Raw genomic sequence first — 15,087 nt, forward strand, 5'->3', positions numbered from 1 at the left:
ACAAATATTGCGCCTTCGCAACGAATGGCTTGCGCCTCTGCTAGAACGGCGGCGTGGCAATTCGGCTCCGCCCGTCGCAAACGCTTCGCCCTGATCTTGCCACGCATGGGCGGCGGAGTAGGATCATCTGCGACAAGCCGTGGGACGATGAGGATGCTCGAAGCGCAACGCGCGGCGTTTTTCGCCGAGCTGCCGGTATCGCCGGCGATCCGCCGCGATCGGCTGCGGCGCGCCGCGCTGATGATCGAGCAGCATGCGCCGGCACTCTGCGCCGCGCTTGCCGGCGACCAGGCGAATCAGGATGCCGAATCGGCGATGCGCACTGAGGTCGCGCCGGCGCTCGCTGCCCTGCGCGAGGCGATGGCGAATGTCGGTGCCTGGATGCGGCCGGAAGGCGGGCGGGGCCTGCGCGCCTGGCTGGGGCTGGGCGGCGACTATGTCGAATATCAGCCGATCGGCGTGGTCGGGATCGCGGCGCCGGCGGCGCTGCCGCTGTTCCGCACCGCGAGCATCCTGGCGAGCGTGCTCGCCGCGGGGAACCGGGTGGCGCTCGGCTTCGACGCCGCGCCGCGGCTGGGCCGGCTGGTTGGCGAGCTTGCGCCGGTGTTCTTCGATCCGCTCGAGCTGGCGGTGGCCAGCGACCTTGCGGGGGCGGACCTGCTGGTGACGAGCGAGCCCCAGGCCGAGGGGATCGCGATTCCCCGCTCGGGCAAGTCGCCGGTGATCGTCGGGCGCTCGGCGGATTTCCGGAAGGCGGCCGGGCAGGTGATCGCCGCCAAGCGGGTGAAGGGCGGGCGCGTGCCGCTGGCGCCCGATCACCTGCTGGTGCCCGAGGAGCAGGAGGAGGCGGTTGCCGACTGGCTGTGGCGCGCGGCGATGCAGCCCGGCGAGGCGGGAGCATTGTCCGGGGAAGAGCAGGCACGGGTGGCGCGGCTGCTCGATGATGCCCAGGCGCGGGGCGGCGAGGTGCTGACCGCCGAGCCGCGCGGCGGCGGGATGGCGCTCCACATCATCCGCCATGCCAGCGAGGACATGCTGGCGATGCGCGAGGAGATCGCCGGGCCGGTGCTGCCGCTGCGCAACTATGCCGGGATCGGCGATGCGATCGCCGCGATCCATCGCCGCCCGCCGCCGCTCGCCATCTATTATTTCGGGCGCGACGCGGCCGAGCGCCGGCATGTGCTGGAGCGGACGCTCTCTTCGGCGATCGCGATCGACGCGGGTGCGGTCGGCGCGCGCAAGGCGGGAATGACGCTCAACATCGGCGAGGGCGAGGCCGGGTTCCGCCGGTTCAGCCAGGCGCGGCATGTCTACCGCGCGCCGCGCCCGCGCGCGTCCCCGCGCGAGGGCGGCGACGATCTCGGCGGAGCGGCGCCCGCACTGCACTGACCCCGGCGGCGCCACGCCGCGCCGCAAGCGGCTGGCGTCCCCGTCCAGCGCCTGACTAGCCCAGTGCATGACTTCCCGCCTGGTCCGGATCGCCGCCGAGGGCGAGCCCGTCTATGTCGTCCATTCAGGCGCGGCCTATCGCGGCGTGCATGCCCGCGACGTCGGCAACGGCCTGTTCGTGATCCGCGATTCGGTGCGCGGGGTGCAGATCTCCGATGTCGAGGTCGCCGGCGGCTACCGGGTGATCGAGAATACGTCGGTGCCGCGCGAGGCGGGGGCGGACATCGTCGGCCTGCGCGTCCAGGGGGCGAAGGCCAGCTTTCTCCGGCGCAGCTTCGCCCGCATCCGCTATGGCAGCCATGACGGGGTGATCGCCGACGTCACCGCCAGCGGCACGCTGACCACCGGGGCGCACGACCTGCCGGTCGGCATTTCCTTCGCCGACACCGCGCACGACTTCCGGTTGGAGCGCTGCACGATGCGCGGCTTCCGCTGGAAGCGCGGTGACAGTAAATACTGGAACGGCGACGGCTTCTCGACCGAGCGCGGCAATGCCCGGATCCAGTTCAAGCAGTGCGCCGCCTGGGACAATAGCGATGGCGGGTTCGACCTGAAATCGACGGACAGCCTGCTCGACGACTGCACCAGCGGCCGCAACGCGCGCAACTTCCGGCTCTGGTCGAGCATCCGCGCCACGCGGCTGACCAGCGTGAACCCGCAGAAGATCGGCGGGATCGGCGACACCAACCATTTCGCGATCATGGCGGCGCAGGGCCTGCGCGTGCCGCTGGTGATCCATATCGAGCATCTGGTGGTGCGGAGCGACAAGGCCTGGCCGATCTTCGACGTGCATGATGGGCCGGCGCACATCGTCATCGGCTCGCATGACATCCAGGTGCCGCCGGGCACGCCGCTGGTCCGCCCGCGCGGCAAGGGATCGGTGCCGGGCGGCGTCTCTTTCGCAGGCGCCCCGCCAAAGCTCTGAATATGCTTCGAGATGGTCCGGACGCAGTTCGGACACGCTTCGACGCCAGCCCCTTGCTGCAATGCAGCGGAAAGGCGCAGCGTTTGTTTGTCAGGGCTTGGCGATCGTGTTTGTGGATCCGACTGACCTGTATGGGTTGCGTATCTGCGAGTTCGGCTCGCCCTGATGGATGTTGCTGGTCTTCCGGGGGGACCCAGCACCCATGAAAGGGTGGAAGATGCGAAGAGTACGCAAAGCGGTTTTCCCCATTGGTGGCCTCGGAACCCGGTTCCTTCCGGCGACCAAATCCATGCCGAAGGAGATGCTACCGGTCGTCGACCGGCCGCTGATCCAGTACGCCGTCGACGAGGCGCGCGAGGCGGGTATCGAACAGTTCATCTTCATCACCAGCCGCGGCAAGAGCCTGATCGACGACCATTTCGATCATGCCTTCGAGCTGGAAGAGACGATGACGCGGCGCGGCAAGTCGCTCGACGTGCTGCACGGCACGCGGACCTCGCCGGGCGACATCACCATCATACGCCAGCAGGAGCCGCTGGGCCTCGGCCATGCCGTGTGGTGCGCGCGCAGGATCGTCGGTGACGAGCCCTTCGCGGTGCTGCTGCCCGACGACCTGATGGTCGGCGAGCCCGGCTGCCTCAAGCAGATGATCGACGCCTATTCCGAACTGGGCGGCAACCTGATCTGCACCGAGGAAGTCGCGCCCGAGGACACCCGCAAATACGGCATCGTCACCCCGGGCGCGCGCAACGGCGCGATCACCGAGGTGAAGAGCCTGGTCGAGAAGCCGGCACCGGAGGTGGCACCGTCCACGCTCGCCATCATCGGCCGCTACATCCTCCAGCCCGAGGTGATGGAGATATTGGGCAGCCAGGAGGAAGGCGCGGGCGGCGAGATCCAGCTCACCGACGCGCTGGCGCGGATGATCGGCCAGCAGCCGTTCCACGGCGTCACCTTCCAGGGCAAGCGCTATGATTGCGGCGACAAGAGCGGGTTCGTAACCGCGACGCTCGCGCTTGCGCTCGCCCGGCCGGACATTGCGCCGGCGGTGCGCGCCTTCATGGCCACGGCGTGATATGGACGCAATCACGAGGCGCCCGCCGCCCCGCATCGAGGCGGATCCGCAGGTCGATCGCGGTGCGTTGATCGACCTGCGCCGTGTCGGCGCGGTGCTGCGCCGGCGATGGATGATACTCTGTGCGGCAATGGTCGCGGCGATCGCAGTCGCCGCGGCCGCCTATCTGGTCGCCGAGCCGCGCTACCTCGCCACCGCGCAGGTAGCGCTGGAGCGCACGGCCGAGCGGGTGATCAACGTCGATTCGGTGGTGCCGACCACCGATCCCGATTCGGCCGCGGTCGATACCGAGGTGCAGGCCCTGCGCTCGCCCGAGCTGATCGGGCGGGTGGTCGATCGCCTGCGCCTCGATCGCGATCCCGCGTTCAACAAGGCGGTGGTGCCGGGCCAGCCGGCGCCGGCCCAGCCCGACCTGATCGGCCGCCAGCGCGCGATCGGCACCTTGCTGGGCGGGCTGACCGCCAAGCGCGACGGCCTGTCCTATGCGATCAGCGTGTCGTTCGAAGGTAGCACCCCGGTGCAGGCCGCGCAGATCGCCAATGCGATCGTCGACGACTATGTCTCCGGCCAGGCCGGTTCCAAGGCCGATGCGACGATGCGCGCGCGCAAGTTCCTCGAGCAAAGGCTCCAGCAGCTGCGCACCCAGGTGCTGGGTGCCGAGCGGGCGGTCGCCGATTATCGCTCGGCGCACAATCTCTTCGCCGTCTCCAATGCGAGCACGGTGACCCAGCAGGAGCTGTCGGGCCTCTCGACCCAGCTCGCCCAGGCCAAGGCGGAGAATGCCGCGGCCCAGGCGCGCCTCTCGGCCGCCAGGGCGCAGCTGCGCGGCGGGCGCAGCGGCGAGGAGCTGGGCGATTCGCTCGATTCGCCGGTGGTCAGCCAGCTGCGCTCGCAGCGCGCCGAAGTGGCGCGCGAAGTCGCGGCGCTGGAGAAGCGCTATGGCCCGCGCCATCCGGACCTGGTCCGGGCGCAAAGCCAACTCCGTGTCGCCGACCAGGCGATCGCCGCGGAAGTGCAGCGCATCGTCTCCAACGTCTCGATCCAGGCGAACATCGCCAGCCAGCGCGCGGCTTCGCTTGCCGGCTCGGTGGCGCAGTCGCAGGGCAAGCTGGCCAGCGACAATGAAGCGTCGGTGCGGCTCGGCGAGCTGGAGCGCAACGCCGAATCGTCGCGCACGCTCTACCAGGCATTCCTCGACCGCTATCGCCAGACGGTCGCCCAGTCGGGCCTGGAGCGCAGCGATTCCTACATCGTCAGCCGGGCGCGGGTGCCCAACGCGCCGAGCTCGCCCAACGCGCTGATCTATGCGGCGATGGCCGTGGTCGGCGGCCTCGGCATCGGCGTGCTGCTCGTGGTGCTGCTGCAGCTGCTCGAACGCGGGCTGGAGACCAGCGACGCGATCGAGGACACGCTGGCCCTGCCGACGCTCGCCTCGATCCCCGATGCGAACACGCTGCCGGGCTATCGCAAGTCGGGCCCGCCGGCGCCGCCGGCGGAGCTGCTGCTCAAGCGGCCGCAATCGACCTTTGCCGAGGCGTTCCGGACCTTGCGCACCTCGATCCAGTTCGCCGAGGCGAGCAAGCCGATCCGGGTGGTGGCGATCACCTCCTCGGTGCCGGGCGAAGGCAAGACCACCACCGCGATGGGCCTGGCCCGCGCGGCGGCGGCGGCGGGCAGCAAGGTGCTGCTGATCGATGCCGATGCGCGCCGGCGCGCGTCCAGCCGCCAGTTCACCGACAATGTGAAGCTGGGGCTCGACGAAGTGCTGGCGGGCAGCGCCACGCTCGAACAGGCGATCGTCAAGGACAGCCTGTCCGATGCCTGCGTGCTGCCGCAGCGGCTCGATTCGAAGGGCATCAGCCTGGCCGAGAGCCCGAGGCTGGCTCAGCTGATCGAGCAGGTGCGCGAGCGCTACGACCTGGTGATCCTCGACACGCCGCCGGTGCTGCCGGTCGACGAGGCGCGCGTGATCGCCAGCATGGCCGACGGCGTGGTGCTGCTGGTGCGCTGGCGCCGGACGCCGTCCAAGGCGGCATCGGTGGCGCTCAGGCGGCTCTACGACGTGCATGCCGAGCTGCTCGGCGCGGTGCTCACCCTGGTCGACGTGCGCGAGCAGGAGCGGGCCGGATACGAGCATGGCGGCAACTTCATGAAGGCCTACCGCCATTATTATGCCGACTGATCGGGCGGCGTCGTGAACGCACAGGCGCTGCCCTATGGCCCGGCCTTCGGGCTCGGCGTGCTGCTACCGGTCACGGCGCTGCTGCTCGTCCCCCTCGTCATCGCGGCGCGGCGGGCGGGCAGCGTGGCCGGCGCCTTCGTCGTCGTGGCGCTATGGCTGCGCTACATCGCCGGCGCCTATCACCTCTACATGTTCAAGCCGTTCGCGGCAGGGCTGTCGGGCAATGCGCTGCTCTCGATCGGGGTGACCGGCTTCGGGCTGCTCTTCGTCGTGCGGCCGGCCAACCTGGCGCTCAAATGGCTGCTGCCGGTCTATGCGCTGGTGGCGCTGGCGCTGGTCAGCGCGGCGCTCAACGGCGATCCGGCGGGCGGCATCAATGCCGGCGTGAAATATGCGTACATGACCGTGATCATCGTCGCGGTGTTCCAGGCGCTGCGCATCGACCCTGCGGCGCGCTTCCTCAGCTGGGCGATGGTCTCGTTCCTGCCTTTGCTCGTCTTCCAGGCGCTGTCGCTGGCGCTGCACCTGCCCAAGGGATCGGAGGATGGCGACGGGCTGGTGTGGATCGGCGGCTATAATCACGAGGCCGCCTTCTCGGTCGCGATGATGACCGGCTTCCTGGTCGGCTGCTTCGCCAAGTCGGCGCCGCGCCCGATTCGGGTGGCGTTCCTCACCGCGACCTTTCTGGGCATCCTGCTCGCCGGCTATCGCACCACGATCCTCGCTTTCGCCCCGCTGGCGCTGGCGGTGTTCCTGAGCGGGCTGACGCTGAGCGTGCGGCGCGACCAGCGCGTGCCGATGGCGGTCACCGCCGCGGTGGGCGGGCTGCTGCTCGTCTCGGTCGGCGTGCTGCTCTACAGCGCCAAGTTCGCCGACCTCGGCGCCTTCCTTTCGGACCCGACCGCGCTGATCAAGCCGCCGCGCGACTTCGACTATCTCGAGCGCCAGGTGATGTCGGCCCGCCCGCTGATCTGGAGCAGCTACATCTATGCCTGGGCCGACGGCACCCCGCTCCAGCATCTGTTCGGCTTCGGGCCGGAGAGCTGGGAGGGGCTGTTCAAGGTCTATCCCCACAATACCCTGGTCGGCACGCTCTACGAGCTGGGCTGGTTCGGCGTGGCGGCGATGCTGGCGTTGTGGACGGTGATGTTCACAGCGGCGATCGCGGCACGCGGCGAGCGGTTCAAGCTGCTCGCGGCGCATTTCGCCTTCTTCCTGCTCAACATGGCGACGATGCCCTTCTGGCAGGTGGAGGGGCTGGCGATGTACGGCCTGCTCTGCGGCTACACGATCTACGCCGCGCGCACTGCGCAGGTGCCGCGCCCGGGGCCGATCCGCCTAGTCTATGCTTGACTGGGCGGGAGCCCCCTAAGGGGCTGTCTTGGCTTGATTTGTTGTAATGGTCGGGGCGACAGGATTCGAACCTGCGACCCCCACACCCCCAGTGTGATGCGCTACCAGGCTGCGCTACGCCCCGACCGAGGGAGCGGCCTCTAGGCCGGACCGGCGCGGGATGCAAGCCATTGGCGACAATAGTTGCGCCGACCTGTGCCGCATGTTAGCGCGCCGCGCTTGAACGGAGGCGGATTCCACCGCCCACGAAAGACATCATCAGGACCTCATGCTCATCACGCCAGCACATGCACAGGCCGCAGGCGCGGCAGGACAAGCCAGCCCGATGGGCGGTATCCTCGGCCTAGCGCCGCTCGTCCTCATCTTCATCGCCTTCTACTTCCTGATGATTCGCCCGCAGCAGAAGCGGATGAAGGATCTTCAGAGCGCCGTGAACGCGGTGAAGAAGGGCGACCAGGTCGTCACCGGCGGCGGTCTCGTCGGCAAGGTGACCAAGGTCGACGAGAACGAGGTCGAGGTCGAGCTCGCCCCGAACGTGAAGGTCCGCGCGATCAAGGCCACGCTCACCAGCGTGATGCCCGCCGGCGGCGCCAAGCCCGCGAACGACTGATGCTCGACTTTCCTCGCTGGAAGATCATAACGATCCTCACCGGCATCGCGATCATGATCGCGCTGTCGGTGCCGAGCTTCTTCCCCAAGAGCGCGCGCGATCATTGGCCGAGCTGGGTGCCCAAGCCCGCGATCAACCTCGGACTCGACCTCGCCGGCGGCAGCTTCCTGCTGTTCGAGGCGAACACCGATGACGTGCGCCAGGCCAAGCTCACGCAGATGCAGGAGCAGGTCCGCACCGAAATGCGCCGCGATCCCAAGATCGACATCGGCGACATCTCGATCCAGGGCGGCAAGGTCAGCTTCATGCTGCGCGATCCCAGCAAGGTCGATGCGGCCCGCGAGAAGCTGCTCGCGATCACCGGCACGGGCGTCGGCAACACCGGCCAGCGCCAGTGGGACGTCGCCGTGGTCGATTCGAGCCGGTTCGTGCTGACGCCGACCGATGCGGGGATCACCGAAGCGATCGACACCGCGATGAGCGATGCGCGCGAGATCATCGAGACGCGCATCAACGCGCTCGGCACGGTCGAGCCGACCGTGATCCGCGAGGGCAGCAACCGCATCGTCGTCCAGGTGCCCGGCCTGCAGGATCCGAAGGCGCTCAAGGAACTGGTCGGCAAGACCGCCAAGCTCGAGTTCCGCCTGGTCGATACCACTGCGGACCCGAACGCCGTCCAGCGCGGCGAGGCTCCGGCCGGCTCGGTGATCATGCCCCATCAGGGCGGTGGCAACATCGCCGTGCAGCGCCAGGTGATGATCACCGGCGACATGCTCGTCGACGCCAAGCAGAGCTACGACCAGCAGAGCGGTGCGCCGGGCGTCACCCTCGAGCTCAACGGCGCCGGCACCAAGCGCTTCGCCAAGGTGACGCAGGAGAACAGCGGCAAGCCGTTCGCGATCATCATCGACGGCGTCGTGATCTCGGCCCCGAACATCAACGAGCCGATCCTCGGCGGCAGCGCCGTGATCAACGGCGGCTTCACCGTCGACAGCGCCAACCAGCTCGCCATCGCGCTGCGTTCGGGCAAGCTGCCGGTCGAGCTCAAGGTCGTGCAGGAATCGACGGTGAGCCCCGAGCTCGGCGCCGACTCGATCCGCGCCGGCATCACTGCCTCGATCATCGCGATCGTCGCCGTGATCGCCTTCATGATCCTCACCTATGGCCGCTTCGGCATCTATGCGACGCTGGCGGTGACCATCAACGTGCTGATCATCCTGGCGGTGATGGGCCTGATCAACGCGACGCTGACGCTGCCGGGCATCGCCGGCTTCGTGCTGACCATCGGTACCGCGGTCGACGCAAACGTGCTGATCAACGAGCGCATCCGCGAGGAGCGGCGGCGCGGGCGCAGCGTGAGCCAGGCAGTCGAGCTGGGCTACAAGGAAGCCAGCCGCACGATCTTCGAAGCGAACGTCACCCACGCCATTGCGGGCCTGATCATGGTCATCCTCGGTTCCGGCCCGGTGCGCGGCTTCGCGATCGTGCTGCTGATCGGTATCGCGACTTCGGTGTTCACCGCCGTCGTGTTCACCCGCATGCTCGTCACGATCTGGTTGCGCCGTAACCGGCCGACCGAAATCCACATTTAACGGAAGCGACGCGCATGCGGCTCCTCAAGATCATCCCGGACAACACGAACATCGGGTTCGTACGCGTCCGCTTCATCGCCTTCGCGATCACCATGCTGCTCACCATCGCCGCCGTGGCGCTGGTGGGCGTGCGCGGGCTCAACATGGGCGTCGACTTTGTCGGCGGCGTCTCCATCGAGGAGCAGTTCCAGAGCCCGCCGCATCTCGACCAGGTGCGCGAGACGGTGAACGGGCTCGGCTTCGGCGAGGCTGCGCTCCAGCAGCTCGGCGGCGCCAACACGGTGACCATCCGTCTGCCCGTGCCCCATTCGACTGCGCCCGACGCCGTCGACAAGATGGTGGAGACAGTGAAGGCGGCACTGGCGGCCAAGTTCCCCGGCGCGAAGTTCAACACCTATTCCACCGTCTCGGGCAAGGTCTCGGGCGAGCTGGTCAACAAGGGCGTGCTGGCGGTGATCCTGGCGATCGTCGGCATCGCGATCTTCTCGTGGTTCCGCTACGAATGGCAGTTCGGCGTGTCGACCGCGGTGGCGATCATCCACGACGTGCTGATGGCGCTCGGCTTCTTCGCGCTCACCCGCATGGTGTTCGATCTGAACATCGTCGCCGCGGTGCTGACGATCATCGGCTATTCGATCAACGACAAGATGGTGATCGACGATCGTATCCGCGAGAACATGCGCAAGTACCGCAAGATGGGGATGAGCGAGCTCATCGACCTCTCGGTCAACGAGACGCTTCCGCGTACCGTGATGACCTCGCTGACGATCATGCTCGCGCTCGCCTCGCTGCTGATCTTCGGCGGCCCGGTGCTGCGCGGCTTCACCGCGGCGATGATGCTCGGCATCGTCGTCGGCACCTATTCGTCGATCTACGTCTCGTCGTCGCTGCTGATCACGCTGGGCCTGAAGCCCGGCCCGCGCGAGGAAAAGCCTTCGCTGGCGAGTGGCGCCGAGCGCGTAGGCCCCTGAGCCGATGGAAGTGAAGCGCGCCAGCGCGGAGGGGCCGGTCATCGCCGGCTTCTCCGGGCGCGGGTTCCGCGTCGACGAAGGCGTGTATGAGGGGCTGCTGATCACCCCCGAGCGCGCCGATGGCTGGACGCCGCCGCCGATCGAGGAGCTGACCGAAGCCGATCTCGTGCCGGTGCTGGGGCTCGATCCCCAGCCCGAATTCCTGCTGCTCGGCACCGGCAAGACGCTGGTCCGCCCGCCGCGTGCGCTCACCGCGGCGCTGGGGGCGAAGGGGATCGGGATCGAGGCGATGGACAGCCGCGCCGCCGCCCGCGCCTGGGGCGTACTGCGCGCCGAACTGCGCTGGATCGCCGGCGCGCTTTACCCGCTGGATTGACGATTTAGATCCTCCCTCGGCGAAGCCGGGGGAGGGGGACCATTTGCGTAGCAAATGGTGGAGGGGGCATCTCCGCGGGCAATGTCGCCTGGGGCCAGGCCCCCCTCCACCACTTGCCTTCGGCAAGCGGTCCCCCTCCCCCGCTTCGCGAGGGAGGATTTTAGGGTTAGGTTCCCTCCAAAGAGAGAGGGAGGGACCAGATGATTCTCGCGCTTGCGCTGGCCATGGCCGCTGCGTCGGATACGCCCGACTATCGCAACACCGCCAACTGGCTCTGCCGTCCGGGCCGCCAGGATGCCTGCGCCGCCGATCTCTCGACCACGGTGATCGCGGCCGACGGCAAGCGCAGCGTCGAGCCGTTCAAGGCCGCGACCGATCCCAGGTTCGATTGCTTCTACGTCTATCCGACCATCTCGCTCGACACGACTCCGAACAGCGACCTGGTGCCCGGGCCCGAGGAGCAGCGTGTCGCCCAGTTCCAGGTCGCGCGTTTCGCGAAGAACTGCCGGGTGTTCGCCCCGGTCTATCGCCAGGTGACGCTCACTGCGCTGCGCAGCATCATGGGCGGCGGCACCCCGGCGATCGACCGCGAGATGGCCTATGCCGACGTGAAGGCGGCGTGGGACGATTATCTGGCCCATGACAACAAGGGACGCGGCGTCGTGCTGATAGGGCACAGCCAGGGTTCGCTGGTCCTCACCCAGCTGCTCGGCCGCGCGATCGAGGGCACGCCGGCGCAGAAGCAGCTGGTCTCGGCGATGCTGATCGGCAGCTCGGTGCCGGTGCCGGTCGGCAAGGATGTCGGTGGGCTGTACCGGACGATCCCCTTGTGCCGCAGCGCCGACCAGGCCGGCTGCATCGTCACCTATGCCAGCTTCCGCGCCGATTCCCCGCCGCCGCCGACCAGCCGCTTCGCCAAGGGCGACCGGCCGGGCGTCGAGGCGGGCTGCACCAACCCCGCGGCGCTGGGCGGCGGCAAGGCGGCGGCGCATGCCTATCTCAATGCCGGCGGCAACATGCTGGTCCAGGGACCGGCCGAGGCGTGGAGCAAGGACGGCGGGGCGGTGACGACGCCCTTTGTCAGCCTGCCCGGGCTGATCTCCACCGAATGCGTCAGCAAGGACGGGTTCAACTATCTTGCGGTGACGGTGAACGCCGACCCCGCCGATCCGCGCACCGACACGATCCCCGGCGACATCAAGGTGGGTACCGCGATCCTCAAGGACTGGGGCCTGCACCTGATCGACATGAACGTCGTGCAGGGCGACCTTGTGGACCTGAGCGCCCGGCAATACCGCGCCTGGGCGAAGACGCGCTGAGGCCTCGCCACGCGGCCGACGAATCCCACCACACCGTCATCCCGGCGAAAGCCGGGATCTCAGGCGAAGGCGCGGGACGAGGGACAAGAGCCGCACGAGATCCCGCCTTTCGCCGGGATGACGGATATGCTCGCCGCGCGCGTCGCCTAGGGTTGCAATGTAGGATTCCGTCTGTTGCACTCCGCCAGCCGGCCCCTTGGCCCGGCCGCTCTTTGAGGCAGTAGGAAAGATAGGATTCCGCCCGCGCAACAAAGCTGCGAGATGCGGCGCGCTCGCGGCAACCGTGTCAATTTACGCACCGCGAAAACCCGCTTTGGGCGTGTACTTTATGGACTTTGGCGAGTCGGTGCGGCGCGCGCTGTTGGAGATCAGCGCGCCGGGATGATCCGCACCAGCAGCAGGCGCCACAGCGGGATGGTGATCAGCATGACCTGGCCGAGCGGCGGCACGAACAGGCTCGTCACGAACGCGGTCAGCGAGCCCAGCAGCGCCGCCAGCCCGCGCAGGCGGATCAGCCGGGGCTGCTCGGCGGGAATATGTTCGTCCACCACCGGCGGCGCGGTGAGGATGCGCTGGACCAGGATGTTGAAGATCGAGATCAGCACCATCCAGCCGCAATAGAAGGCGGCCGGCACGCGGTGGCCATAATATTCCGACGCGAAGGCCGTGAAGAAGGGCATCGCGGCGATCGCGCTGAGCAGCAGCAGGTTCGGCCCGAACAGCTTGGGGCTCCAGTGGCGCGCACAGGCAAAGGCGCGGTGATGGCCGATCCAGAACAGGCCGATCGCGAAGAACGACACGAAGAAGCCGATGAAGTTCGGGAGAAGCTTGGCCAGCCCCTGCAGGAACGCCTGGTCGGTATAGGGCGCCGCGACATGCGGGACATGGATCTCGATCACCAGCAGCGTAATCGCGATCGCGAACACGGCGTCCGAAAAGAACGCCATGCGCTCCAGCCCGTGCGCCGGCGCGACGGCGTGCGGCGTGTCCCCATCCTGCATCGATCTGCCCCCTGTTCGGCCTTGTGCCTAGCAGAGGATCAGCGCGTAGTCTTGGGCGGCGTTGCCTTGGTGCGGCGGGTGGTGGCGCGGGGCTTGGCGGCGGCCGCCTTGGCCGTCGCCGGCTTGCGCGGCTTGGGGGCGGGCTTGGCCGCCTCGACCGTCGCCACGGCTGCTTCGGCCTTGGTCGCTGCGGGGGCCTTGGCGGCGGCGGCCTTCGGCGGCTTCGCGTCTGCCTTGGGCTTGGCAGCCGCCCGGGGCGGCGTGGGCTTGGCCTCGGCCTTGGCGGCGGGTGCCTTGGCAGGCTTCGCAGCGGCCGGTTTGGTTGCTGTCTTCGCCGGGGCCTTTGCTGCGGGCTTGGCTTCCGCCTTGGCAGGGGCGCTGGCGGCGGGCTTGGCGGCCGCGGGGGCCTTGCGGGCACGCTTCACCACCGGCTTCGCCTCGGCGACGGCCGGCTGGGGAGTCGGGGCCGGAGCGGCTTCCGCCGGCTCGGCTTTCCTGGCTTCGGGCTTGAGCTTGGCGGCGAGCGCGACCAGCCCTGCGGCGAGCAGGTCGTTGACCACCGGATGCTTGGCCAGCGCGTCGAGCTGCTTGCGCAGTTCCTTGGGCAGCTTCAGTCCGCCGATGCTCTTGGGAAGGAAACCCTTCTTCTCGGTCTTCGGCTCGCCGGCCTTCTTGTCCTTCTTGCCCGCCATCACTCGGTCTCCACCGCAAGTAACCTGACTGTCATGAATGTCATGGAGCGGCGCGGGCTAGTCAACGCGGAAATGGATCATTCGTCGTCCGCGTCGAGATCGGGATCGAATTCGAACTCGATCTCCAGGTCGCCGGGGCCGATCGGCGCCTCCTCCTGCGGCAGGATGTAGTAGACAATCGGCGGCCCCTCGGCGGGCGGCAGCGTCAGGTTGCGAAAGGGATTCATCGACTTTCTCTCCGTCCCGCCCCGGGAACGAACGGCGAGTGGGGCTAAGCGGTTCCGCCACGGCTCGCGAGGCGGCTGAGAAAGGCGTGGAGCCGGGCGCTGTTGGCACCCCAGGTGAAGGGCTCGGCGACGGCGCGGGTGTCGGCGGAGGCAGGCGGCGTGGCGATCAGTTCGGCCAGCGCGTCGGCAAAGGCAGGTGCGGTGCGCGGGACGATACGGCCGGCCGCTGGATTGGTCACCACCTGCCGGGCGCCGCCGACATCGGGGATGACGATGGGGGTGCCGCTCGCCAGCGCCTCGAGCCAGGCATTGGCGAGGCCCTCCCGCTCCGAGGCGAGTGCCATCGCGTCGGCCGCCGCCAGCGCTGCGGCGACCCGCTCGGGCGGGACGGAGCCGAGCATCCGGACCCGGTCGCCAAGGCCCAGCCGCTCGATCTGCGCCTCGAGCCGCTTGCGGTCGGGGCCTTCGCCGGCGATCCACAGCGAGACGCCGGGCAGGGTAGCGACCGCGTCGACGACGATGTCATGCCCCTTGAGCGGGATCAGCGCGCCGACCGAGAGGACCAGCGGGCTGGCCACACCGAGCTCGGCCTTGGCGGCGACACGGTCGCGCGGCGTGAAGCGGGCGAGGTCGACGCCGGTGGCGATCGCCTCGATCCTGTCGCCGGGGATGCCCATGGCGATCATGTCGTCGCGCATCGCCTCGCTCACCGCCAGCATGCCCTGGGCAGCCTGGCCGGCGGCAATCACCTGCGGGCCGACATGCCTGCGCCGGCCCCAGTCATGGATGTCCGACCCTCGCGCCTTTATCGAGACGGGGATGCCGAAACGCTTGCCGAGCACGACTGCGGCAGGACCGTCGGGGAAGAAGAATTCGGCGGAGATCACGTCGAAGGGGAAATCCCTGCGGATCTCCTCGAGCAATGGGGTCAACGCCGCGGCCAGGGCGCGGGCATGGAAGCGGCCGCCGGTGCCGGGCAGGTTGAGGAAGCGGGGGCGGTCGACCGTCTGGCCCTTCCACTGCTCGCGCCGGGGCAAAGCGGCGAGCGGGGCGTAGCGGGACAGGCGGGAGAGCGGGAAGGGGGGCAGGCCGAGTGGGGCGACGACGCGCAACTCGACATCGTCCCGTGCGGCCAGCGAGAGCGTCTGGCGCTCGACGAAGATGCCGAAATTGGGCCGCGACGCATCGGGGAAGAGCGTCGAGAGGACGAGCACGCGGAGCATGGCCCAGCGCTATAGCGCGCAAGGGTTAATGTCCGCATTCCCGGGAAAAGCGGCCCACCCGGCGCGGTGCCGGGCGGGCTGCCTTCATGCCG

At 68.7% G+C, this 15,087-nt stretch carries 14 protein-coding genes and 1 tRNA gene; 10 read left to right on the plus strand and 5 right to left on the minus strand.

Annotated elements, in window-relative coordinates; translation table 11 throughout:
- Positions 1-147 precede the first annotated feature (147 nt).
- The 5 genes from J2W22_RS18180 to J2W22_RS18200 all read left to right on the plus strand — a co-directional run bounded on the left by J2W22_RS18180 (position 148) and on the right by J2W22_RS18200 (position 6,984).
- A complete protein-coding gene (locus J2W22_RS18180) occupies positions 148-1,389 on the plus strand; it encodes an aldehyde dehydrogenase family protein (RefSeq protein ID WP_307119691.1) in 1,242 nt (413 codons plus the stop codon).
- A 67-nt stretch (positions 1,390-1,456) separates the two neighbouring features.
- Complete coding sequence (locus J2W22_RS18185) at positions 1,457-2,374, plus strand: hypothetical protein (protein WP_307119692.1); 918 nt, start codon at positions 1,457-1,459, stop codon at positions 2,372-2,374.
- Between the two features lie 217 nt (positions 2,375-2,591).
- A complete protein-coding gene (gene galU, locus J2W22_RS18190; RefSeq protein ID WP_307119693.1) occupies positions 2,592-3,449 on the plus strand; it encodes a UTP--glucose-1-phosphate uridylyltransferase GalU in 858 nt (285 codons plus the stop codon).
- A gap of 1 nt (position 3,450) precedes the next feature.
- Positions 3,451-5,631, plus strand: coding sequence for a GumC family protein (locus J2W22_RS18195; protein WP_307119694.1), 2,181 nt, complete (start codon positions 3,451-3,453; stop codon positions 5,629-5,631).
- Between the two features lie 12 nt (positions 5,632-5,643).
- Entirely contained in the window at positions 5,644-6,984 is a 1,341-nt protein-coding gene (locus J2W22_RS18200; protein WP_307119695.1) for a hypothetical protein, read from the plus strand.
- Positions 6,985-7,031: 47 nt separating this feature from the next.
- Here the strand turns inward: J2W22_RS18200 and J2W22_RS18205 are convergent.
- Positions 7,032-7,108: transfer RNA gene (locus J2W22_RS18205), tRNA-Pro, on the minus strand.
- Between the two features lie 144 nt (positions 7,109-7,252).
- Here J2W22_RS18205 and yajC point away from each other — a divergent pair.
- From yajC to J2W22_RS18230, 5 genes are all read left to right on the plus strand, one after another.
- The gene (gene yajC / locus J2W22_RS18210; protein ID WP_307119696.1) at positions 7,253-7,594 is read left to right on the plus strand and encodes a preprotein translocase subunit YajC; all 342 of its coding nucleotides are present in this window, start codon (positions 7,253-7,255) and stop codon (positions 7,592-7,594) included.
- A complete protein-coding gene (secD, locus tag J2W22_RS18215; protein WP_307119697.1) occupies positions 7,594-9,186 on the plus strand; it encodes a protein translocase subunit SecD in 1,593 nt (530 codons plus the stop codon). Before yajC ends, secD begins: the two co-directional genes overlap by 1 nt.
- Before the next feature lie 14 nt (positions 9,187-9,200).
- Positions 9,201-10,157: a protein translocase subunit SecF gene (gene secF / locus J2W22_RS18220; protein ID WP_307119698.1), complete on the plus strand. Its 957-nt coding sequence runs from the start codon at positions 9,201-9,203 to the stop codon at positions 10,155-10,157.
- Between the two features lie 4 nt (positions 10,158-10,161).
- Complete coding sequence (locus J2W22_RS18225) at positions 10,162-10,533, plus strand: Mth938-like domain-containing protein (RefSeq protein ID WP_307119699.1); 372 nt, start codon at positions 10,162-10,164, stop codon at positions 10,531-10,533.
- Between the two features lie 200 nt (positions 10,534-10,733).
- On the plus strand, positions 10,734-11,852 hold the full coding sequence (locus tag J2W22_RS18230; protein WP_307119700.1) for a DUF3089 domain-containing protein: 1,119 nt from the start codon (positions 10,734-10,736) through the stop codon (positions 11,850-11,852).
- Positions 11,853-12,220: 368 nt separating this feature from the next.
- Here the strand turns inward: J2W22_RS18230 and J2W22_RS18235 are convergent, their stop codons facing one another.
- The 4 genes from J2W22_RS18235 to J2W22_RS18250 all read right to left on the minus strand — a co-directional run bounded on the left by J2W22_RS18235 (position 12,221) and on the right by J2W22_RS18250 (position 14,995).
- Positions 12,221-12,853 (minus strand): TMEM175 family protein, encoded by a 633-nt coding sequence (locus J2W22_RS18235; protein ID WP_307119701.1) that lies wholly within the window; start codon positions 12,851-12,853, stop codon positions 12,221-12,223.
- 38 nt (positions 12,854-12,891) lie between these two features.
- Positions 12,892-13,545 (minus strand): hypothetical protein, encoded by a 654-nt coding sequence (locus J2W22_RS18240; RefSeq protein ID WP_307119702.1) that lies wholly within the window; start codon positions 13,543-13,545, stop codon positions 12,892-12,894.
- Between the two features lie 77 nt (positions 13,546-13,622).
- Complete coding sequence (locus J2W22_RS18245) at positions 13,623-13,772, minus strand: hypothetical protein (protein ID WP_307119703.1); 150 nt, start codon at positions 13,770-13,772, stop codon at positions 13,623-13,625.
- Positions 13,773-13,816: 44 nt separating this feature from the next.
- Complete coding sequence (locus J2W22_RS18250) at positions 13,817-14,995, minus strand: glycosyltransferase (RefSeq protein WP_307119704.1); 1,179 nt, start codon at positions 14,993-14,995, stop codon at positions 13,817-13,819.
- Between the last annotated feature and the right edge of the window lie 92 nt (positions 14,996-15,087).

This window comes from Sphingomonas kyeonggiensis (assembly GCF_030812785.1).
Taxonomy (GTDB): Bacteria; Pseudomonadota; Alphaproteobacteria; order Sphingomonadales; family Sphingomonadaceae; genus Sphingomonas; species Sphingomonas kyeonggiensis_B.